Genomic DNA, 20,616 nt, shown 5'->3' on the forward strand with positions numbered 1-20,616 from the left:
GGTTCTTCGCGGCCCGGCCCTGTCGCGCGACCAGTTCCAGGTCGGCGCGCAGCTCTTCGGAGACCGGGGTGCAGGTGCTGAGCTTCTCCTCGGCGAACAGGCCGGCCTCGATCCGCTTCGCCAGGTCCACCTCCTGTACCGCGGTGAGCAGCTTCGTCCGACCGATTCCGTTGAGGTATGCCCGGACCAGGTCGGTGGAGACGCCGCGCTCGTCGGTGGCGTCCAGGTCGGTCAGGGTGTCGACGCCGTGCTCCGCCTCGGTGCCGGCGTGCGTCCGGTGCTCCGTCATCTGCTGGGCCATCTCAGTCTCTCCCCGTGTCCACGTCCGTGCCGTGTCCGCCGGCCAGTTCCGCCGGTGACAAACAGCTTGGCGGTCGGGGCGTAAAACGGGAGTGAGGCGATCGGGGAACCGACAGTCTCTGCGTGACCGACCGTCGCTGAGTCGCCGGTCGGTCACGCAGCGGTCCGGCGGTTCGGCCGTCCCGGCTTGGCGGCGCCGGTTACCGTGCCAGCGGTCGGCCGTCGGGCCGGCGTACCCGCCCGGATGCGGGCGATCGAACGACGGAGGCAATTGTGGTCTTCAAACGGCTCATGCAGGCGATGGGAGTCGGTGGCCCGTCGGTGGAGACGGTGCTGTCGAACTCGAACTGCCGGCCGGGCGGCCACCTGGAGGGAAGCATCGCGGTCACCGGCGGCGACCACGTGGTCGACGTGTCCTACGTGGCCCTGGGGCTGCTCACCCGGGTGGAGGTGGAGAGCGGCGACAACGAGTACGCCACCAACCAGGAGTTCCAGCGCCAGCAGGTCACCGGCCCGTTCCGGCTGGAGGCGGGGCAGCGCTACGACGTCCCGTTCCGGTTCGAGGTGCCGTGGGAGACCCCGCTCACCGTGCTGTACGGGCAGCACCTGCACGGGATGACCATGGGTCTGCGTACCGAGCTGGAGGTGGCCCGCGCCGTCGACAAGGGTGACCTGGACGCGGTGGCGGTGCACCCGTTGCCGGCCCAGGAGCGCCTGCTGGAGGCGCTGCTGCGGCTCGGTTTCCGATTCGCCCGGGCCGACGTGGAGCGTGGGCACATCTACGGCGTCCACCAGACGCTGCCGTTCTACCAGGAGATCGAGTTCTACCCGCCGCCGCAGTACGCCGGCGCGATGAAGCAGCTGGAGGTCACCTTCGTCACCGATCCCCGGCAGGTGCAGGTGGTGCTGGAGTTGGACAAGCGGGGCGGGCTGTTCACCGAGGGCCGCGACGTCTTCGGCCGGTTCGCCGTCGAGCACGCCTCGGCGGCCAACACGGACTGGGCGGCCCAGCTCGACGGCTGGTTGCGTCAGTCGCTGCAACGCCGCGGCCTCTTCGGCTGAACTCCGCGGACCCGCGCCGTACGTCAGTGCCAGTTGCTGATCTGCACGTCGTGCGGCGCGGGCTCACCCTTACCGGTCTCGACAAGCCTCTTGAGGCTCATCAGGTAGATCGCCCACTTGGTGCTGCAGTGATACATGAACTCCACCGGCTCCCGCCAACCTTCGTGGCGGAACAGCACGATCGTGAAGTCGTCCTCGCGCTTCAGCTCGAACCGGACCCGGGTGCCGATCCACTCCTCGGGACCGTCGACGACCTCCCAGAGCACCAGTTCGGCCGGCCGGCTTTCCAGGACCTTCATGTCGAAGCCGCCGGGTATGAACCGGAACCGGAGCACTCCGCCGACGTCTCCGTCGCCGTCCGTCTGCTCCGTCCACCAGTTCGCCAGCCCGTCGACAGTGGTCAGGGCCGCGTAGACCTCCTCGGGAGCCGACGTGACGCCGACCCGGTGCAGGATGTCCAGCATCGTGATACCTCGTCTCTGTTGAAGATGCCCGAATGCGGGCAGGATGGATCACGCCGCCACGGACATGGCGACGCAGGTTCGGGTGGGTTCAGCTCTGCTGGCCGCGCTGGATCGCCTCGGCGATCCGCTTGATCCGACGCAACCGGGCGTCCCAGGTGGCGCCGACCGACGACAGTTGCGCGACGGCACGGGCGAGTTGCGCCTCGTCGACCTCGTAGCGCCGTTCCCGGCCGGACGGCGTGCCGTAGACCAGTCCGACCCGGCCGAGCACGCCCAGGTGTTTGGCGACCGCCTGCCGGGTGACCGGTAGTTGCTCGCTCAGCGTGGTCGCCGTGCCGCCGCCCTCACTCAACAGCAGGTCGAGCATCCGCCGCCGGGTCGGGTCCCCGACGGCGGACCAGAGATCGTCGTCGACGGTGACGCTCATCGGGTCGACACCAACCGCTCGACGTATCCGACGAGACGGGGCAGGAAGAAGTCCCAGCCGCTGACGTGGTCGCGGTAGTGCTCTTCGAGCACGGCCGCTTCCCAGCCCCGCTCCCGGAACCCCGTCTCGGTGAGCCGCAGCAGCGTCCCCGCGCCGGACGGGACCAGTTCGAAGGTGACCAGGAGCGAGTTGGTCGGCGTCGGGGCGGCGAGGTCGTCGTACACCCACCGGAACGAGAAGCGCCGGGGCGGGTCGGCCTCCACCACGGTGAGCGGCACGACCTGCACGTTCGGCGTGGAGTTGTCGCCGAAGGAGACCGTCCCGGTGGCGCCGGGGACCGGCTCGAGATCCGCGTCGTCCGGCCACCACTGCCGCAGATGTTCGGGCGCCGTGACGACCTCGTAGACCACTTCGGGTGTGGCGTCGACGTGGATCTCCCGCTCGATGCTGCCGTACTCCATGCGCTTCTCCAGACATGCAACCTGTGGTTGCGTCTGACTCTATGGGGCGACCCGCAGATGTGCAACCACTGGTTGCATTAAAGGTCGAGGAGGATGGTGCGGGGGCCGACGTTGACGCTCTCCACAAGCATGTGCGCGCGGAACCGGCCGGTCGCGACGGTCGCGCCGCGCTGGCGCAGTGCCCGGATCGTCTCCTCGACAAGCGGCTCCGCCACCTCGGCCGGGGCGGCCGCGGTCCAGCTCGGCCGGCGGCCCTTGCGGGCGTCGCCGTAGAGGGTGAACTGGCTGACCACGAGGACCGGCGCGCCGATCTCCGCCGCCGACCGCTCGTCGTCCAGGATGCGCAGCTCGTGCACCTTGCGGGCCATCGTCCGGGCGGTCTCCGGGGTGTCGGTGTGGGTCACCCCGAGCAGCACCAGCAACCCGTCGTCGACCGCGCCGACCACCTCACCGTCGACGGTCACGGTGGCCCGGCCGACGGTCTGCACCACCGCCCGCATCAGGCGACCACCGGCGTGTGGACGCTTGCCGACGGTGCCGGCATCGGGCGCCTCACGGCTGCACCGGCGCGATGAAGCCCCGCTCCACCAGGTGCGCCACGATCGGCCCGGCCGCCTCGGCCAGCTCCTCGGCGGCCACGTCGTGGGCGACGGCGAGCAGCGCCAACTGGTCCCGCAGCGGCAACCGCCCGTCGGCCCCGCCGACCAGAGCCAGCACCAGTGGGTCGATCTCCTCGGTCCAGCGCAGCCCGTCGGGCATGGCGAGGACCTGCCGGTCCACCGCCCAACCGTCGGAGCCCATCGTCGCCTCCTGGCGCAGTTGGAGGCCGTCGGCGGCGCGGTACCGCGCGGCGAGCAGACCGTCGGTGTCGCGTCCGCGCAGCCAGTCCTGCCTGTCGAACCAGTCCGCGATCCGATCGCCCATCGGTGGCTGCACCCGCTGGCGCAGGTCCTCCACCCGCAGCACCGGGTCGTCGTGCCCGCTCCGCCGCAGCGAGACGACGCCGAAACCGATCGCCTCCACCTTGTGCGCGTCGAACCAGTCGAGCCAGTCGGCCATCCGCTGCGGGTCGGCGGCCTCCCCGACATCGGTCAGCCACAGGTTGACGTACGCCATCGGGTCGGCGATCTCGCGCTGGATGACCCAGGCGTCCAGGCCGGTGCCGGCGAACCAGCCGGCCACCCGCTCGCCCCAGTCCTCACCGGTCACGTGCACCCAGTTGGCGAGGTACTGCATGGTGCCGCCCTCGGTGAGCAGTCCCGGGGCGGCGGCGGCCAGCTCGGCGCCGATCGCGTCGCCGACCCGACCGGAGTCGCGGTAGACGTGGGTGGTGGTGCCCGGCCCGACCACGAAGGGCGGGTTGCTCACCACGAGATCGAACCGTCGGCCGGCGACCGGGGCCACCATGTCGCCACGCAGCAGTTCCCAGTCCTGGCCGTTGAGGGCGGCGGTGGTGGCGGCGAAGCGCAGCGCTCGCCGGGACACGTCGGTGGCGGTCACCCGCCGGGCGTGGGTGCCCAGGTGCAGGGCCTGCACGCCCGAACCGGTGCCCAGGTCCAGTGCGCTGTCCACCGGCCGCCGGACGGCGGCGCCGATCATCGTCTGCGTCGCCCCGCCGATGCCGAGCACGTGCTCGGCGTGCAGCGGATGGCCGGGGCGGGCACTGGCCGGCACGTCCGCGAGGACCCACCAGTCGTCGCCGTACGGCTCCAGGTCCAGGCCCATCCGCAGTCCGTCGTCGTGCCGTTCGACGAGTCCCGCGGCGAGCGCGTCGCTGAGCGGCAGCGGGGCCAGCGCGGCGGCGACCGCGGCTTCCGGCTCGGTCTGCTCGCAGATGAACACCCGGATCAGGGTGGCGAGTGGGTCCCGGTCGGCGGTGGCCCGCAGCGCGGCCCGGAAGTCGTTGCGGGCCACCCCGCCGGTGGCCTGCGGGCCGAGCCGGGCGGCGATGCCGTTCGCGGTGAAGGCGGCCCGGGTCAGCGCGGTCCGCAGCGCTTCGACGCCGGCGGGGGAGAGCAGCATGTCGTGTCCGTCCACACCGTCATCCTGCCTGGTGAGGTCGGGTCGGGAGAGCACCGCCCGTGACATTGGAAATCAATCGATGGACATCCCTGTCATATTCATCGATCTGACGCTAGCATCTCTCCAACTCAGTCCAGGGTGCGGACCGCCCGGCCAGAAGCCCGGTCGGCCGCCCAGGTAAGGGAGGCACCATGTCCTCAGGGTCCACCGCGCGACGGCAGCTCATCCGGGCGCTCGCCGTCGTCGCCACCGCGGCGGCCGTCTCGGCGGCCGGCACCACCGCGGCGGTCGCCGCACCGACCGGCGAGATCCGTGGCGCCGGCGCGTCGAACGCGGTAAGCGGCAGCTACCTGGTCGTGCTGCGCACCGACGCCGTCGGTGCCGCCGGTTCGTCGACGGCTCGTGCCGCCGTTCCGGACCGGGCCAGCGCCCTGGTCAAGCGGTACGGGGGCAAGGTCTCCGACACCTACAGCGCCGCGCTCACCGGCTTCGCGGCCAAGATGAGCGCCACTCAGGCGGCCCGGCTCGCGGCCAACCCGGCGGTGGCCTACGTGGAGCAGGACCAGGTGGTCACGCTCCAGGCGACCCAGACCAACGCGACCTGGGGCCTGGACCGCATCGACCAGCGGAACCGGCCGCTGAGCACCACCTACACCTACCCGAACACGGCCTCGAACGTGCGGGCGTACATCATCGACACCGGCATCCGGACCAGCCACAACCAGTTCGGCGGCCGGGCCACCTGGGGCACCAACACGGTGGACAGCAACAACACCGACTGCAACGGCCACGGCACCCACGTCGCCGGCACCGTCGGTGGTTCGACCCACGGTGTGGCCAAGGGCGTCCGCCTGGTCGCGGTGAAGGTGCTCAACTGCTCCGGCGGCGGCACCACCACCAGTGTGGTCAACGGCGTGAACTGGGTTACCGCCAACGCGGTGAAGCCGGCCGTGGCGAACATGAGCCTCGGCGGCGGAGCCAGCAGCTCGATCGACAACGCGGTCGCCAACTCGATCGCCTCCGGTGTCAGCTACGCGGTCGCGGCGGGCAACTCCAACGCCAACGCCTGCAACTACTCGCCGGCCCGCACCTCGACCGCGATCACCGTCGGCTCGACCACCAACACCGACGCCCGTTCGTCCTTCTCCAACTACGGTTCCTGCGTGCACATCTTCGCGCCGGGTTCGAGCATCACGTCGACCTGGCACACCAGCAACACCGCGACCAACACGATCAGCGGCACCTCGATGGCCTCGCCGCACGTGGCCGGCGCCGCCGCTCTCGTGCTCGGTGCCAACCCGTCCTACTCCCCGGCCCAGGTCAAGAGCTACCTGATCAACAACGCCACCACCGGCGTGGTGACCAGCCCGGGCAGCGGCTCCCCGAACCGCCTCCTGTTCGTGGTCAACTGACCCTGACGCGAGCCGGCTTCAATTGGCCCTGACGTGAACCGGCCCGGCGGACCGACATCGATCCGCCGGGCCGCTTCGCGTCGTCGTGGTGTGCGGTGGCCTCAGCCGGCCAGCCGCACCGGGGTGGGCACCGGCCGGCCGACCGACGGATCGGCCGGGAAGGCCCGGGCCGCGCCGTCCACGCGTACCGTCACCTCGCCACCCAGGGCCACGGTGGCGTCGCCGTCGAGGACCCGGGCGGTGATCCGGGTACCGTCGGTCAGCCCGAGACCGACAAGTGCGTCGTGGCCGTGGAAGTCGTGTCGCAGGACGGTCGCGGTGACCCCGCCCGGACCGGCCGTGAGGCGGACCTGCTCGGGGCGTACCAGCACGGTGACCGGACCGTCGGGCACGGCGCCGGTGACCGGCACCAGGCCAAGCGCGGTCCGCGCGACACCCTGCTCGACGTCTGCCGGCAGCAGCACCGCGTCGCCGACGAATTCGGCCACCCAGGGGTTGGCCGGCTCGCGGTACACCGTGGCCGGTGCGGCGGCCTGTATCACCCGCCCGTCGCGGAGCACCACCACCTGGTCGGCCACCGACAGTGCCTCGCCCTGGTCGTGGGTGACCAGTACGCCTGTCGCGCCATCGGCCCGCAGCGCGTCGCGGACGTCATGGCGCAGCCCGGCGCGCAGGCCCGCGTCGAGGGCGCTGAACGGCTCGTCCAGCAGCACCACCGACGGCCTGGGTGCCAGGGCGCGGGCGACCGCCACCCGCTGTTGCTGCCCGCCGGAGAGCTGATGCGGCATGCGGGTGCCGAGCCCGGCCAGCCCGACCAGTGCCAGCACCTCCGCGATCCGATCGGAACGCCGAGTCGCCCGGTCAAGGCCGTAGCCGACGTTGTCCGCCACGCTCAGGTGCGGGAAGAGGGCACCCTCCTGGGGCACCACCGCGATGTTGCGCCGGTGCGTCGGTAGGTGTCGCCCGCCGCCCGCCACCAGGGCGCCGTCGATGCGGATTTCCCCGGCGTCCAGCCGCTCGAAACCGGCCAGGCAGCGCAGCAGGGTGGTCTTGCCGCAGCCGGACGGCCCGAGCACAGCGGTCAACCGGCCCGACGGTACGCGGAGGTCCACCCCGGCGAGGGCGGTCACCCGGCCGTACCGCTTGATCACACCACTGACCACGACCTCGCTCATGCCGACTCTCCGCTCCGCCTCGCGCCGGCCTGAGGCACCAGCGCGCCGTGTCGATGACTCGTTCGCCGACGTTCACTCATGCGCGCTTCTCCTTGTCGAGCAGCCCGCTGCGGGCGACCAGCAGCCAGGTGGGCAGGGCCGAGATCACCACCAGCAACACGGCATAGGGTGCCGCTGCGGCGTACGCACCGACGGCCGTGCTGGTCCACAACTCGGTCGCCAGGGTGTCCGTCCCGGTGGGACGCAGCAGCAGGGTGGCCGGAAGCTCCTTCATACCGGTGAGAAACACAAGCGCCGCACCTGCACCGATGCCCGGCAGGATCAGCGGCAGGGTCACCGTCCGCAGCACCGTCCAGGGCCCGCGACCGAGGGAGCGTGCCACCTCCTCCAGCCGGGCGGGGGACTGGGCGGCGGCGCTGGCCACCGCTCCGACCGCAAGTGGCAGGAACAGCGTGGCGTACGCCAGGGCCAGCAACCACCGCGTCTGATAGAGCGGGTACGCCACGTTGATGCCGAAGAAGATCAGAGAGAGCCCGATGACCACACCGGGCAGCGCGTGACCGAGGTACGCCAACCGGTCCAGTGCGGTCGTCAGTGGGCCCGGCGCACGGGCCGCGAGCAGGCCGAGGGGCAGTGCCAGCAGCATGGTCAACGCAGCACCGGCCAGCGACACGGTCAGGGAGTTCCCGGCGGCGGTGAGCACCTCGGGCAACGCCCCCGGACGGGACGTGCCGGCGGCGAGTCGCCGCCCCAGGCTGGCCGCCGGCACACCGAGCGCCAGTACGGCGACAACTACCAGGGCTGCCATGGCCGGCCAGCGGGCCGGACCGAGCGACAGCCGGGACGCTGGACGGCGCGCGCCGGAAAGCCGCGCGTACCGGGCACCGCGACGGCGGGTGGTGGTCTCGCCGCCCAGCAGCAGCACGGTCAGCGCGACAAGCACGCTGGAGAGTACGAGCGCTCCGGTGCGATCGAAGCCCAGGTCGAAGGAGACGAAGATGGCCCGGGTGAAGGTCTCCGCACGCAGGATCGAGACCGCGCCGAAGTCGGAGAGCACGTAGAGCGCGACAAGCAACGCCCCGGCGGCGGTGGCCGGCCGGACCTGCCGCAACGTGACGGCGGTGAAGGTACGCCAGCCGCTGCGCCCCAGCGACCGGGAGACCTCCTCCTGGGCCGGGTCCGCACCGCGCAGCGCGGCTGCCACCGGCAGCAGCACGTACGGGTAGGAGCAGAGCGTGAGCACCAGGGCCGCCGGCCAGAAGCCCTCCAGACGGGGCGCTGTCGAGACCCAGGCGAAGGCGGCGATGTAGGTGGGGACCGCCAGCGGCAGCGCCGCCAGCACGGCGAAGAGTCGCCGCGCGGGAAGATCGGTGCGAGTGACCAGGAAGGCGGTGCCGACACCGAGCAGGACGCAGGCGACGGTGACCACACTGGCCAGGCCCAGGCTGCGCAGGGCGAGCAGACCGACCCGTTCGGTCCAGAGTTCAGCGGCGATCCGGTCCGCACCGGCCTCCGCGGTGCGTACCGCGAGATAGACAAGCGGGATCAGGGCGACGGCCACCGCAGCGGTGGAGGCGGCCAGCAGCGCCGGGCGGGGGGCCAGTTTCCGCAGCCGGCCGGAGACGACCGACAGGGCCGTCCCGGTGGCGGGCGGCCCTGCGGTGGTCGGCGGAGCGGTCAGGGGACCAGCCCCGAATTCTTGATCATGGTGACGGTGGCGTCCAGCGTGTCCAGGTCGTTCAGGTCGACCTCGGGCACCGACAGGTCGGCCAGCGGCGGCACGTACGCCGGTCCCGGCACGCCGCCGATGACCGGGTACTCGAACGTCTGCTCGGCGAAGTAGGCCTGCGACTCCTGACCGAGCAGGAAGTCCACGAACCGCTGCACGTCCGGGTCGTTGGCGGCACGGTTGAGCACGCCCACGCCGGCCACGTTCACCAGGGCGCCGGTGTCACCGCCGGGGAAGAAGTGCAGCTTGGCCTTGAGCGCTTCCGGGGTGGTGCCCTGTTCCTTGGCGATTTCCCCGAGGTAGTAGTGGTTGACCAGGCCGACCGCGACGGTGCCGCTGTTCACGTCTTCGACGATCTTGCCGTTGCCGTCGCGGATCTGCGGGTCGTTGGCCTGGAGCCCGGCCAGGAACTCCTCGGCCCGGGCGTCACCGTGCTGCACCCGGATCGCGGTGACGAACGCCTGGAACGAGGCGTTCGTCGGAGCCAGGGCGACCTTCCCCTTCCAGGCCGGATCGGCCAGGTCGAATACGGACTTCGGCAACTGGTCGGCCGCGACCAGGTCCGGGTTGTAGATCAGGACCCGCGCCCGCGCGCTCACGCCGACCCATTGGCCGGTGCCGGCCCGGTAGTTCTGCGGCACCTGTGACGTGGTCGCCTCGGGCAGCGTGCTGAACATGCCGCGCTTGGCGACGGTGCCGAGGGCACCGGCGTCCTGAGCGAAGAACACGTCGGCCGGGGACTTGTCGCCCTCCTCGACCAACTGGGCGGCGAGCTGCGCGGTGCTGGCGTACCGGGGCTGTACGGAGATGCCGGTCTGCGCGGTGAACTTCTCCAGCAACGGCTTGACCAACTGCTCACTGCGCCCGCTGTAGACGGTGATCTGCTTGTCGCCCTGATCGCCGGAACCGGCTTCGTCCTCTCCGCCGGATCCACAGGCGGCCAGGCCGAGGACGAGCAGGCTGGCGGTGAGTAGCGCGCTGGTGGCGCGGCGGGTGCTTGGCACGGTGAACCCCTCTTCCGGTCTGGACGACCGGAGGGAAGTTAGCACAGCCTAACCTCACTTGTGCATCGGGTGGGTGGCGGATCACTGTCAACCCCCGACGGACAGGCAGGATGAGGGCATGACGCTCGCACTGCCTATTGACCCGGAGGCGAACCGCCTGCTGGCCCGCGATCCGTTGGCCTTGCTGATCGGCATGGTGCTCGACCAGCAGGTCTCGATGGAGAAGGCGTTCTCCTCGCCGTATGTGCTGGCCCAGCGGCTCGGACACGACCTGGACGCCCGGGAACTGGCCGGGTTCGATCCGGAGGCGCTGGTGGCGATCTTCGCCCGGCCGCCCGCGTTGCACCGGTTTCCCAAGGCGATGGCGGCCCGGGTGCAGGAGGTTTGCCGGGTGCTTGTCGAGCGCTACGACGGCGATGCCGCCCGGCTCTGGGCGGACCCGGCCGACGGCCGCGAACTGCTCGGGCGGATCACCGCCCTGCCCGGCTTCGGCCGGCAGAAGGCCCAGATCTTCCTCGCGCTGCTCGGCAAGCGGTTCGCGGTGCGGCCGCCGGGTTGGCGGGAGGCGGCCGGTGACTACGGCGATCCGGATGCCCACCGGTCCGTCGCCGATGTCACCGATGGCGAGTCACTGCGCCTGGTTCGGGAGTACAAACAGCAGATGAAGGCGGCGGCGAAGGCGAGCGCGCGCGGCGACTGACCGGGCCGCCTCCGACGATGGCAGGGGGCGGCGATGGCGCAGCGGGGCGGCGCGCTGCTGCGTGGGATCACCGGATCGTCCCGGGCCACCTTCCTGGAGCTCTTCTTCGATCTGGCCTTCGTCTTCGCGTTGACCCGGGTGTCGGTGCGCTTGATCGACGAGATCGAGCACGGGCTGACCGTGATGGGCTTCCTGGAGGCCCTGATCCTGTTCCTCGCCCTGTGGCACGTCTGGACGTTGATGACCTGGGTCACCAGCAGGTACGAGCCGGACGCCTTGACGATCCAGTTCGTCGTGGTCGGGACGATGTTCGGCAGCCTGGTGATGGCCGTCACCCTGCCCCGGGCGTTCGAGGAGCGCGCGCTGCCGTTCGTCGTGGCCTACCTGGCGTCGGTGATCGGCCGCCCGCTGCTGATCGCCGCAGTGCTGGGGCGACATCCGCGTCGTACCGTGCCCTGGCGGCTGGCCGCCTGGGCGGCGCTGGCGGGGGTGTTCTGGCTGGCCGGTGCGCTCGGGCCGGATGAACTGCGGTTCGGGCTGTGGGCGCTGGCCATCACCATCGACATGGCCGGTTACCTGCTGGGTTGGCCGGTACCCGGTCTGGGGCGGGCACCGGTCTCGGCCTGGCTGATCACCGGCGAGCACATGGCGGAGCGCTACCAGCAGATATTTCTCATCGCGCTCGGCGAGACGATCCTGGTGATCGGGATCACCTACAGCGGCGAGGGGTTCGGACGGCTGGCCGCGGCGGCCTTCACCGTTTCCGTCTTCACCACCGCACTGCTCTGGCGGATCTACTTCTACCGGGCCGGGCACCTGCTCGTCGAGGCGCTGCGGATGGCTCGGTCGCCGGGTCGACTCGGCGTGTCCACCTCCACCACGCACCTGGTCATGGTGCTCGGCGTACTGCTCACCGGAGTGGGTTACGAGTTGGTCATCGTTAAGCCGTTCGACCGGGTCGAGCCGGCATGGCTGTTCTTCGTTGTCGGCGGCCCGGCCCTGTTCCTGCTGGGGCGGGCCCGTTTCGAGTACGAGATCTTCGCCCGGATCGCCCACCGCCGGCTGCTGATGATGCTGGCGTTGGCCGGGTCCGCGCCGCTGCTCCTGCTCGGTACGCCGATGCTGGCGCTGTCCGTGGTCGCCGGCGGGTTGACGGTGGTGGCCGTCGTGGACGGGTTGCGTGCCCGGCACCAGCCCATGGAGCCGTCGGCGTCTCCGTTGGGCCGGGTGGACCCCCGTCGCGGCGACTTCCCGACCTGACCCGCGTGCTCCGCGCCCGCCCGGGGATTCAGTTGCGGGTGCGCCGGACCGCGTTCACCACCTGCGGGGTTGCCGGTCCACGCTGGTGGCGCGCGGGGTCGGTGGCCCGCTCAGGCAGCGTGCGGGGTCGGTGGCCCGCTCAGGCGGCGTGCGGATGGGCGAGGGAGGCGATGGCCCGCCGGACGTCGGCCAGCGAGACGGTCGCGGAGTCGTCCAGGTCGGCCAGGCCCGCCTCGATCCACTGCCGCATCAGGGTCGTCACGCCGATGCCCCGGGCGTCGGCGGCGGCCCGGACCCGTTCGTACGTCTCCAGGGGCAGCCGGACCGACCGGCTGACCATCGGTGTCTCGGTGTCGGGGGCGGGCAGCTCCACCGCCTGGCTCTCGTCGATCAGATCGGCGATCCGGTCGCCGCCGCCGTGGAACTGCTTGGTCGCGTCGTGACGGTTCATCGTCACCGCCTCCTCGTCTCCGGAGATCTCCGCACGGCCTCGTCGTAGCGTTTGGTCTCGACGTCGCTCAGCTCGCGGGCGGAGAGGACGTCCCAGTCGTTGTCGGCGCCGTCGGCCTCGGCCAGCAGCACGGCCACCCGGCGTCCGTGGGTCGTGGTGGCGTAGACCACCATCACGTCGTCGCCGAGGTGGCGGATCACCCGCCGGCCGCTGTGCAGCGCCTCCCAGACTTCCCTCGGCGTGACGTCGTAGACCCGCAGATTGGCCAGCGCCTCGTCGGTGAAGCTGAACCTGCTGCCCACACGGGTGAGCGTACCACGGGCGTAACACGAATATCGGCGGTCACGATCCTCGTCGCTCGCCCGGTCAGGGTGACAGGATGGAGTGCGACCCCTCCGGAGGAGGTACCACGGTGAAGCGTCAGGCGTACCAGCCGATCCTCATCACCGACGCCTCACGCAGCCAGGATGATCAACTGACCAGCCGGCAGCGGCGTTACGTCGTGATGATGGGCATCCGCGTCGCCTGCGTGATCGTCGGCGCGGTCCTGGTCGGCGTGCGGGCACCCCTGCTCTGGCTCTGGCTGCCCCTGGTCGCGCTGGGCATGGTGCTGATCCCGTGGCTCGCGGTGCTGCTGGCCAACGACCGGCCGCCCAAGGAGCGCCACCGCCTCGCCAACCGCTTCTCTTCGCGTTCGGCCACCGAGGCGGCACCGCCCCCGATGAGCCTCGCCGCCGAGGAGCGGCCGCACAAGATCATCGACGCCGAGCCCTGATCCGCCCCGGCGCGGCTCAACCGGCCGGTCGGGCACCGACCTGCGCCACCGCCGCGGCACCGAGATCGGACGCCCGGGCCAGGGCGGCGTCGGGCTTCGCACCGGCCAGCCAGGCGGCCAGCAGACCCGCCGCGAAGGCGTCACCCGCCCCGGTCACGTCCCGCACCGTCACCCGATGCGCCGGTGAGGTGACGATGGTGGCGTCCCGGTCGACCCAGACCGCGCCGGCACCGCCGCGCTTGACCACCACGCGGCGAGCGGCGGCGACAAGCGCCCTGCCCTGCGCCGCCGGTTCGAGCCCGCCGGCCAGCACCGTGGCCTCGTCGACGTTTACCAGCAGCAGGTCGACCTCACGTACCCAGTCCAGGAAGGCCGCCGTACCGGCCGCCCGCAGCGGTGCCGCCGAGGCCGCGTCGACGCTTGTGGTGAGACCGCGCTCGCGCGCGCCGGCCAGGGCCCGCAGACCGGCCGGTCGGGAGTCCGCGTCCAGCAGGGTGTACCCGGACAGGTGCAGGTGTGTCGCGTCCGGCGTACCGGCCAGCGCCGCGTCCACGTGCCCGGGACGCAGCCGTACGTTCGCTCCGCGTTCGGTGACCATCGTGCGCTCGTCACCGGCCGTCAGCACGATCACCGTGCCGGTGGCGGACCCGGCGATCCGTTCCACCGCGCAGTCGACCCGGGCAGCCGTCAGCTCCGCCACCCGGTCACGCCCGGCGCCATCGTCACCGACCGCCCCCACCAGGGTCACCGGTACGCCCTGAGCGGCCAGCCAGGAAGCGGTGTTGGCCGCCTGCCCACCCCCGGTGGACCTGATGGTCGCCGGGGTGTCGGAGCCGGGCGCCAACGGGCCGGAGAGCACCGCCACCACGTCCGTGACCACGTCACCGACGACCAGGACCCGGCCGGTGTGGCCCCGCCCCGGCCCGACCGGCCCGCCGCCGTTCCCGGTCACCCCGGTCACGCCGACGCGTCGGCCCGGCGCTGGGCGGCCGCGACCGCGATCCGGGCGGCCAGCTCGGCGTTGCGCAGGATGATCCGGACGTTGACCGCCAGGCTGGCACCCTCCGTCGCGGAGTGGAAATGGGCCAGCAGGTACGGCGTGACGGCCTTGCCGGTCACCCCGTCGCGTTCCAACCGGGCAAGACCCTCGGTGAGCGTACGGTCGTGCAGGCCCGGGTCGAGCTGCTCGTCGGTGGGTAGCGGGTTGGCGACGATCAGCCCGCCATGGTGTGCGCGGTGCTGCTCGCGGGCGGCCAGCACGTCGGCCACCAGCTCCGGGGAGTCGACCGACCAGTCCAGGTCGAAACCGCCGTCGGTGATGAAGAAACCCGGGAACCGGCGGGTCCGGTAGCCGACCACGGCCACCCCGAGGGTCTCCAGTCGCTCCAGGGTGGCGCCCACGTCGAGGATCGACTTCACCCCGGCACAGACCACAGCGATAGGCGTACGGGCCAGGGTGACCAGGTCCGCCGACTCGTCGAAGGTCTGCGCCGCCTCACGGTGCACCCCGCCCAGCCCACCGGTGGCGAACACGGCGATGCCCGCCGCGGCCGCCACGGCACTCGTCGCGGCCACGGTGGTCGCACCGTCCGCGCCGGTCGCGGCGGCCACCGCGAGATCGCGTACGGAGAGTTTGGTCACGCCGTCGGCGGTGGCCAGCCGGGTCAGCTCGGCGTCGTCGAGCCCCACCACGAGTTCGCCGCCGACCATGCCGATGGTGGCCGGCACCGCGCCGGCGTCCCGGACGGCCTGTTCGATCTCCCGGGCCACCCGGAGATTGTCCGGCCGGGGCAGGCCGTGCGAGACGATTGTGCTCTCCAGAGCGACCACGGGACCCTGCTCGCGCAGTGCCCGGGCCACCTCGGTGCCGTAGCGAAGGTGAAAGTCGGTCACAATCGCTCACCGTACGCCCGCCACCCGGGCCACCTCAGGTGGACCGGGTGAGGGTGACCTGCCAGACTTGTCGGTTGGAGGTGCAGACGTGAATACACAGGTCCTCGAACGTCCCGAGCTCAAGGACGCCGACACCGGTCCGGAGATGTTCCATTACGTCCGGAAGGAAAAGATCGCCGAAAGTGCCGTCATGGGCACCTTCGTCGTGGCGCTGTGCGGGGAAAAGTTTCCGGTGACGAAGACGCCCAAACCGGGTTCGCCGGTCTGCCCGAAGTGCAAGGAGATCTACGACTCGTACCGCGAGTGAAGCCTCCGGCCCACGCGGCGGGCCGCGTAACCTGCGGCGGTGACCACCTCCACCGCCCTGCTCCTGGCTGACCTGGCCGGAGTCGCGGTCTTCGCCGCCTCGGGTGCCTCCGCGGCGGTGGCCAAACGGCTCGACCTCTTCGGCGTGGTCTTCGTCGGCTTCGTCGCCGCCCTCGGCGGCGGAATCGTCCGGGACCTGGTCATCGACGAGGTCCCACCGCTTGCCTTCGCCGACTGGCGCTACGCGGGCACCGCAGCCGTGACCGCCGCGGCGATCTTCTGGCTGCATCCGCAGTTCGCCCGGCTGCGTACCACCGTCCTGGTGCTGGATGCGGCCGGGCTCGGCCTGTTCACCGTCGCCGGCACCCTCAAGGCTCTCGACGCCCAGGTCCCGGCGGTCGGCGCCTGCCTGATCGGCATGATCACCGCGATCGGTGGTGGACTCGTCCGCGACCTGCTCACCGGTGAGATCCCGGTGGTACTGCGGCGGGAGATATACGCCGTCGCGTCGCTCGTCGGTTCGGTGGTGGTGGTGCTGCTGAACAGCCTCGGCCACACCGGGCCGATCCCGCTCACCGCCGCCGTCGTGCTGGTCTTCGGCGTACGCCTGGTGGCCCTGCGACGGCGCTGGTCGGCGCCGGTGGCGACGCTGCGGCCGCCGCGCACCGGCCTGTCGGGACCGCCGCCGGAGTGAGCCGCCAGTGGCGAACGGCACCACTGTGACAGGTGTGGCGTCGCGTGGGCACCACAGCGGGGCCTGGTTATGCTGAGTCGGCCTTCGCGGCTCGGCTGCGCGGAGGCATTTTCGTGGGGTTACCGCCGTGCCCCTCGGCCCGGGTCCGCCGGCCTGCGGCCGGGACATCCCCGTGCGGCCGGAGAGGAGCGAACGCGTGGCAGTCCGGACGCCGGCGCTCGAGACGTTTCCGCCCCTGCGTGCCTGGCAGCGCAAGGCTCTGGTGGAGTACCTGCGCCGTCGCGGCGAGGACTTCACGGCGGTCGCCACACCGGGGGCCGGCAAGACCACATTCGCCCTGCGGATCGCCGCCGAGCTGCTCGCCGACGGCAGCGTCGAGGCGGTCACCGTGGTCGCGCCGACCGAGCACCTGAAGACGCAGTGGGCGGATGCCGCGGCCCGGGTGGGCATCCAGCTCGACGCCGCGTTCCGCAACGCCGACCTGCACTCCTCGGCGGACTTCCACGGTGCCGTGGTGACCTACGCGCAGGTCGGAATGGCGCCACAGGTGCACCGGCGGCGAACCATGACCCGACGGACCCTGGTCATCCTCGACGAGATCCACCACGCCGGTGACTCGCGTACCTGGGGTGACGGGGTGAAGGCGGCCTTCGAGCCCGCCGTCCGCCGGCTGATGCTGACCGGTACGCCGTTCCGGTCCGACGACAACCCCATCCCGTTCGTCAGCTACGAGCGGGGCGGCGACGGCCTGCTGCGCTCCCGGGCCGACTCGGTGTACGGCTACAGCGACGCGCTGCGCGACGGCGTGGTGCGCCCGGTGCTGTTCCTGGCGTACTCGGGGGAGACCCGGTGGCGGACAAACGCCGGGGAGGAACTGGCGGCCCGACTGGGTGAGCCGATGACCCAGGATCTCGTCGCCCAGGCCTGGCGTACCGCCCTGGACCCGGCTGGCGACTGGATGCCCCAGGTGCTGCGGGCGGCCGACGCCCGGCTGACCGTGTTGCGGGAGGCCGGCATGCCGGACGCGGGCGGCCTGGTCATCGCCAGCGACCAGCAGGCGGCCCGCTCGTACGCCAAACTCATCGAGCAGGTGACGGGGGAGAGGGCGGCTGTCGTGCTCTCCGACGACGTGGGCGCCTCGGCCCGGATCGCGACGTTCGCGGCGTCTGAGCAACGCTGGCTGGTCGCGGTGCGGATGGTGTCCGAAGGCGTGGACATCCCCCGGCTGGCCGTCGGTGTGTACGCGACAAGTGCCAGCACCCCGCTGTATTTCGCGCAGGCGATCGGGCGCTTCGTCCGGGCCCGACGCCCGGGGGAGACCGCGTCGGTCTTCCTGCCCAGCGTGCCGCACCTGCTCGGGCTGGCCAGCGAGATGGAGGCCGAGCGGGACCACGTGCTCGGTAAGCCCAAGGACCGCGAGGGCTTCGACGACGACCTGCTCGACCGGGCTCAACGCGATGAGCAGGCCAGCGGCGAACTGGAGAAGCGCTTCGCCGCGCTGTCCGCCACCGCCGAACTGGATCAGGTGATATTCGACGGCGCCTCGTTCGGTACGGCGGCCCAGGCCGGCACCCCCGAGGAGGAGGAGTACCTGGGCCTGCCCGGGCTGCTCACCTCGGAACAGGTGGCGTCGCTGCTCGCCAAGCGGCAGGCCGATCAGCTCGCCGCCCAGCGGCGTCGGGCGACCGAGCGGCGGACGGAATCCGCAGCGCCCGAGTCCGCTCCGGCGGCACCGATGAGCGCCGCCCAGCGCCGGGTGGCACTGCGTCGTCAGCTCAACGCCCTGGTCGCCGCCCAGCACCATCGCACCGGCCAGCCCCACGGCAAGATCCACGCCGAGTTGCGCCGCCTCTGCGGTGGTCCCCCCAGCGCCCAGGCCACCATCGAGCAACTCGAAGAACGCATAGCCACCGTCCAAACCCTCTGACCCACCCCGGCCTCCCCACCCATCCCACCCACCTCACCGGCGCCTTGATCAAGAAGTTTGCGTCACGACACGGCGTCGACGGTGACGCAAACTTCTTGATCAACGCGGGTGGGCGATGCGCGGGTGGGTGGGATGCGAAAAGCCGGCCGGAGACATCCTTGGGATGTCTCCGGCCGGCTTATGTCGGGTTTGCTGAGCCCTCAGTTGGCCATCAGGTCAGCGCCGCGCCAGGTGAACTCCGGGTCCGTCGCGTACCGCACCGTGATCTTGACGAGATCCTCGGCGTACTTGTTGGCGTGGTGCCCACAGAACACCAGCTCACTGCCACCCGACAGGGTGATCCGGAGCTTGCCGGCGGCATTGCAGCGGTCGCACCGTTCATCGGCGGCCGGGGGGCTCACCGTCTCGGGCGGCGGCGTGAGGGTCGGGGTCATCGCCTTCCTCCTCTGGTCGTCACCGATGAACACTCTCTTCGGTCTTGGTCACCTATCGTGCAACACCCTTGCCGGGCCTCGCCTTCCCTGTGTGCCCGCGGGGGACCGAGGTCACACATGGCACGGACAGTGTGCCGTGCACCAAGGGTGCCACGTCAACGATCACAATCGTGCAACCACCTGATCACCATCCGACGTTGTACGCCAGGTGGTCAAACGGGCACGATCAGTTGACGGATCCTGATCAGTCGAGGTAGTCGCGGAGCACCTGGGAACGGGAAGGATGCCGGAGCTTGGACATCGTCTTGGACTCGATCTGCCGGATCCGCTCGCGGGTCACGCCGTAGACCTGACCGATCTCGTCCAGGGTACGCGGCTGGCCGTCGGTCAGCCCGAACCGCAGACGTACCACACCCGCCTCACGCTCGGACAACGTCTGCAGCACCTGCTGGAGCTGGTCCTGGAGCAGGGAGAAGGAGACCGCGTCGACGGCGACCACCGCCTCCGAGTCCTCGATGAAGTCACCGAGCTGGCTGTCGCCCTCGTCACCGATGGTCTGGTCGAGCGAGATGGGCTCCCGGGCGTACTGCTGGATCTCCAGCACCTTCTCCGGTGTGATGTCCATCTCCTTGGCGAGTTCCTCAGGCGTGGGCTCACGGCCCAGATCCTGGAGCAGCTCGCGCTGAATCCGGCCCAGCTTGTTGATCACTTCGACCATGTGGACCGGGATGCGGATGGTGCGGGCCTGGTCGGCCATGGCGCGGGTGATGGCCTGGCGGATCCACCAGGTGGCGTAGGTGGAGAACTTGTAGCCCTTGGTGTAGTCGAACTTCTCGACGGCGCGGATGAGGCCGAGGTTGCCTTCCTGGATGAGGTCGAGGAAGGCCATGCCACGGCCGGTGTACCGCTTGGCCAACGACACGACCAGGCGGAGGTTCGCCTCCAGCAGGTGGTTCTTGGCCCGCTCGCCGTCCCGGGAGATCCACAGCAGGTCTCGCTGCATGTCCCGGGCGAGCTTCTCCTCGCCCTCGTCGGCGGCCCGCAGCCGCTCGGCGGCGTAGAGCCCGGCCTCGATCCGCTTGGCCAGCTCCACCTCCTGCTCGGCGTTGAGCAGCGGGACCTTGCCGATCTGCTTGAGATACGCCCGGACCGAGTCCGCCGAGGCGGTCAGCTCGGCGTCCCGGCGCGCCTGCTTGAGCGCCTCGGACTCCTCGTCGTCCCACTCGAAGTCGTTGTCGGTGGCGGAGTTCGCCGCGTCGGTCGCGGCGGCCCGGGCCAGCTCCGCCGGCTCCTCGACCACCACGTCCTCGATCTCGGCGGCCAGCTCCTCGGGGTTGACCTCACCCTCGGCGGCCTCGCCCTCGCCCACCTTGCCCGGTTTCGCGCCTGCGGCAGCGGCCACGGTGGCCTTGGTGGCCCGGGTGGACTTCTTGGCCGGGGCGGCGGCCTTGGCGGCCACCTCCGCAGTGGTGCCGGCCGCCTTGCGCGAGGTCGCCTTCCGCGGCGCCGGTGCCGGTGCCTCCTCGGCCGCAGGCGCCTGCTTCGGGGCGGGCGCGGCCGCCTTCTTGGTGGTCTTGGCGGTGGTGGCCCGGGACGCCGGGGTGGCGGACCGGGCGGCGGCGACCCGTCGGCGGGTGCTGGCCGAGCCGTCGACCACGACGGTCACCCCGGCCTCGGAGAGCGCCCGTAGGATCTTCTTGGCCTGGGCCGGAGTCACCTCGGCGGACTCGACGGTGCGCGCGAGCTGGGCCGACGTGAGCTGGCCGCCGGCGCTCTGCGCGTGGGCGATCAGGGTGTCGGTGAGCGAGCGAACGTCGGCGCCGGTCTGGCGGGGTTCTGTCACGAATGACCTTCCGGAGGCGAAGAGCGAGCACGGCCGGGTTCGTCCGACGCAGCGTGGGGCACCGCGGCGGGCGATGTGGTTGAGGAACCCCCGTGTCCCGGGCCGGCCGGGTGTCGGGCGGTCCGTGGCGCGTGGGCAGGGGTGAATTGTAACGCCGTCTGCGGCGATCATCCTGCGCCGCACGGCTGATCGGCGGTCGGGACCGCCGATTCGGTGCGCTTTTGGACTTTGTAAGGATGATACCCGTGCGGAAGCCGGATACCTGGCCGTGCGGGAA

The 20,616-nt window shown here is 71.2% G+C and carries 23 protein-coding genes; 8 read left to right on the forward strand and 15 right to left on the reverse strand.

Going from position 1 to position 20,616, the window contains the following annotated elements; genetic code table 11:
* Nucleotides 1–301, reverse strand: a 301-nt coding sequence (locus AB0I71_RS28235; RefSeq protein ID WP_357589686.1) for a sigma-70 factor domain-containing protein, incomplete at its 3' end; no start/stop codon positions are given.
* 272 nt (nt 302–573) lie between these two features.
* Between AB0I71_RS28235 and AB0I71_RS28240 the strand changes: the two genes are divergently transcribed.
* Nucleotides 574–1,362, forward strand: a complete 789-nt coding sequence (locus tag AB0I71_RS28240) for a sporulation protein (RefSeq protein WP_357589688.1) — start codon at nt 574–576, stop codon at nt 1,360–1,362.
* A 23-nt stretch (nt 1,363–1,385) separates the two neighbouring features.
* Here the strand turns inward: AB0I71_RS28240 and AB0I71_RS28245 are convergent, their stop codons facing one another.
* From AB0I71_RS28245 to AB0I71_RS28265, 5 genes are all read right to left on the reverse strand, one after another.
* On the reverse strand, nt 1,386–1,826 hold the full coding sequence (locus AB0I71_RS28245; RefSeq protein ID WP_357589690.1) for an SRPBCC domain-containing protein: 441 nt from the start codon (nt 1,824–1,826) through the stop codon (nt 1,386–1,388).
* Nucleotides 1,827–1,914: 88 nt separating this feature from the next.
* Nucleotides 1,915–2,253, reverse strand: coding sequence for a metalloregulator ArsR/SmtB family transcription factor (locus AB0I71_RS28250; RefSeq protein WP_357589692.1), 339 nt, complete (start codon nt 2,251–2,253; stop codon nt 1,915–1,917).
* Nucleotides 2,250–2,714 (reverse strand): SRPBCC family protein, encoded by a 465-nt coding sequence (locus AB0I71_RS28255; protein ID WP_357589694.1) that lies wholly within the window; start codon nt 2,712–2,714, stop codon nt 2,250–2,252. Before AB0I71_RS28255 ends, AB0I71_RS28250 begins: the two co-directional genes overlap by 4 nt.
* Nucleotides 2,715–2,791: 77 nt before the next feature.
* Entirely contained in the window at nt 2,792–3,214 is a 423-nt protein-coding gene (gene dtd / locus AB0I71_RS28260; protein ID WP_357589696.1) for a D-aminoacyl-tRNA deacylase, read from the reverse strand.
* A 52-nt stretch (nt 3,215–3,266) separates the two neighbouring features.
* Nucleotides 3,267–4,751, reverse strand: a complete 1,485-nt coding sequence (locus AB0I71_RS28265) for a methyltransferase (protein ID WP_357589698.1) — start codon at nt 4,749–4,751, stop codon at nt 3,267–3,269.
* A gap of 176 nt (nt 4,752–4,927) precedes the next feature.
* On the opposite strand from AB0I71_RS28265, the gene AB0I71_RS28270 reads away from it, so the two are divergent.
* Nucleotides 4,928–6,148 (forward strand): S8 family peptidase, encoded by a 1,221-nt coding sequence (locus tag AB0I71_RS28270; RefSeq protein ID WP_357589700.1) that lies wholly within the window; start codon nt 4,928–4,930, stop codon nt 6,146–6,148.
* A gap of 101 nt (nt 6,149–6,249) precedes the next feature.
* Here the strand turns inward: AB0I71_RS28270 and AB0I71_RS28275 are convergent, their stop codons facing one another.
* The 3 genes from AB0I71_RS28275 to AB0I71_RS28285 all read right to left on the reverse strand — a co-directional run bounded on the left by AB0I71_RS28275 (nt 6,250) and on the right by AB0I71_RS28285 (nt 10,056).
* Nucleotides 6,250–7,323, reverse strand: coding sequence for an ABC transporter ATP-binding protein (locus AB0I71_RS28275; protein ID WP_357589702.1), 1,074 nt, complete (start codon nt 7,321–7,323; stop codon nt 6,250–6,252).
* 76 nt (nt 7,324–7,399) lie between these two features.
* Nucleotides 7,400–8,935, reverse strand: coding sequence for an iron ABC transporter permease (locus AB0I71_RS28280; RefSeq protein ID WP_357589789.1), 1,536 nt, complete (start codon nt 8,933–8,935; stop codon nt 7,400–7,402).
* Nucleotides 8,936–9,000: 65 nt separating this feature from the next.
* On the reverse strand, nt 9,001–10,056 hold the full coding sequence (locus tag AB0I71_RS28285; protein ID WP_357589704.1) for an iron ABC transporter substrate-binding protein: 1,056 nt from the start codon (nt 10,054–10,056) through the stop codon (nt 9,001–9,003).
* Nucleotides 10,057–10,174: 118 nt separating this feature from the next.
* Between AB0I71_RS28285 and AB0I71_RS28290 the strand changes: the two genes are divergently transcribed.
* Complete coding sequence (locus AB0I71_RS28290) at nt 10,175–10,756, forward strand: HhH-GPD-type base excision DNA repair protein (RefSeq protein ID WP_357589706.1); 582 nt, start codon at nt 10,175–10,177, stop codon at nt 10,754–10,756.
* 33 nt (nt 10,757–10,789) lie between these two features.
* The gene (locus tag AB0I71_RS28295; RefSeq protein ID WP_357589708.1) at nt 10,790–12,016 is read left to right on the forward strand and encodes a low temperature requirement protein A; all 1,227 of its coding nucleotides are present in this window, start codon (nt 10,790–10,792) and stop codon (nt 12,014–12,016) included.
* A gap of 139 nt (nt 12,017–12,155) precedes the next feature.
* On the opposite strand, the gene AB0I71_RS28300 is transcribed toward AB0I71_RS28295, so the two are convergent.
* Together AB0I71_RS28300 and AB0I71_RS28305 are read right to left on the reverse strand one after the other, a co-directional pair.
* Nucleotides 12,156–12,467, reverse strand: a complete 312-nt coding sequence (locus tag AB0I71_RS28300) for a hypothetical protein (RefSeq protein WP_357589791.1) — start codon at nt 12,465–12,467, stop codon at nt 12,156–12,158.
* A 2-nt stretch (nt 12,468–12,469) separates the two neighbouring features.
* Entirely contained in the window at nt 12,470–12,769 is a 300-nt protein-coding gene (locus AB0I71_RS28305) for a hypothetical protein (protein WP_099847004.1), read from the reverse strand.
* Between the two features lie 110 nt (nt 12,770–12,879).
* Here AB0I71_RS28305 and AB0I71_RS28310 point away from each other — a divergent pair, with 110 nt between their 5' ends.
* Nucleotides 12,880–13,242, forward strand: coding sequence for a DUF3099 domain-containing protein (locus tag AB0I71_RS28310; protein ID WP_357589711.1), 363 nt, complete (start codon nt 12,880–12,882; stop codon nt 13,240–13,242).
* Between the two features lie 16 nt (nt 13,243–13,258).
* Here the strand turns inward: AB0I71_RS28310 and AB0I71_RS28315 are convergent, their stop codons facing one another.
* Together AB0I71_RS28315 and AB0I71_RS28320 are read right to left on the reverse strand one after the other, a co-directional pair.
* A complete protein-coding gene (locus AB0I71_RS28315) occupies nt 13,259–14,194 on the reverse strand; it encodes a PfkB family carbohydrate kinase (protein WP_357589793.1) in 936 nt (311 codons plus the stop codon).
* Nucleotides 14,195–14,199: 5 nt separating this feature from the next.
* Nucleotides 14,200–15,135 (reverse strand): pseudouridine-5'-phosphate glycosidase, encoded by a 936-nt coding sequence (locus tag AB0I71_RS28320; RefSeq protein ID WP_357589713.1) that lies wholly within the window; start codon nt 15,133–15,135, stop codon nt 14,200–14,202.
* A gap of 88 nt (nt 15,136–15,223) precedes the next feature.
* On the opposite strand from AB0I71_RS28320, the gene AB0I71_RS28325 reads away from it, so the two are divergent.
* The 3 genes from AB0I71_RS28325 (at nt 15,224) to AB0I71_RS28335 (ending at nt 18,062) form a co-directional block, all read left to right on the forward strand.
* The gene (locus AB0I71_RS28325) at nt 15,224–15,442 is read left to right on the forward strand and encodes a DUF3039 domain-containing protein (protein WP_099847002.1); all 219 of its coding nucleotides are present in this window, start codon (nt 15,224–15,226) and stop codon (nt 15,440–15,442) included.
* Nucleotides 15,443–15,481: 39 nt separating this feature from the next.
* Nucleotides 15,482–16,135 (forward strand): TRIC cation channel family protein, encoded by a 654-nt coding sequence (locus tag AB0I71_RS28330; protein ID WP_357589715.1) that lies wholly within the window; start codon nt 15,482–15,484, stop codon nt 16,133–16,135.
* A 196-nt stretch (nt 16,136–16,331) separates the two neighbouring features.
* Complete coding sequence (locus AB0I71_RS28335) at nt 16,332–18,062, forward strand: DEAD/DEAH box helicase (protein ID WP_357589717.1); 1,731 nt, start codon at nt 16,332–16,334, stop codon at nt 18,060–18,062.
* A 200-nt stretch (nt 18,063–18,262) separates the two neighbouring features.
* Here AB0I71_RS28335 and AB0I71_RS28340 read toward each other — a convergent pair whose 3' ends face one another.
* Together AB0I71_RS28340 and AB0I71_RS28345 are read right to left on the reverse strand one after the other, a co-directional pair.
* Nucleotides 18,263–18,496 (reverse strand): hypothetical protein, encoded by a 234-nt coding sequence (locus AB0I71_RS28340; protein WP_099846999.1) that lies wholly within the window; start codon nt 18,494–18,496, stop codon nt 18,263–18,265.
* 244 nt (nt 18,497–18,740) lie between these two features.
* Nucleotides 18,741–20,339: an RNA polymerase sigma factor gene (locus tag AB0I71_RS28345; RefSeq protein WP_357589720.1), complete on the reverse strand. Its 1,599-nt coding sequence runs from the start codon at nt 20,337–20,339 to the stop codon at nt 18,741–18,743.
* Nucleotides 20,340–20,616: the final 277 nt, after the last annotated feature.

Source organism: Micromonospora sp. NPDC049891, assembly GCF_040660295.1.
Classification (GTDB): domain Bacteria; phylum Actinomycetota; class Actinomycetes; order Mycobacteriales; family Micromonosporaceae; genus Micromonospora.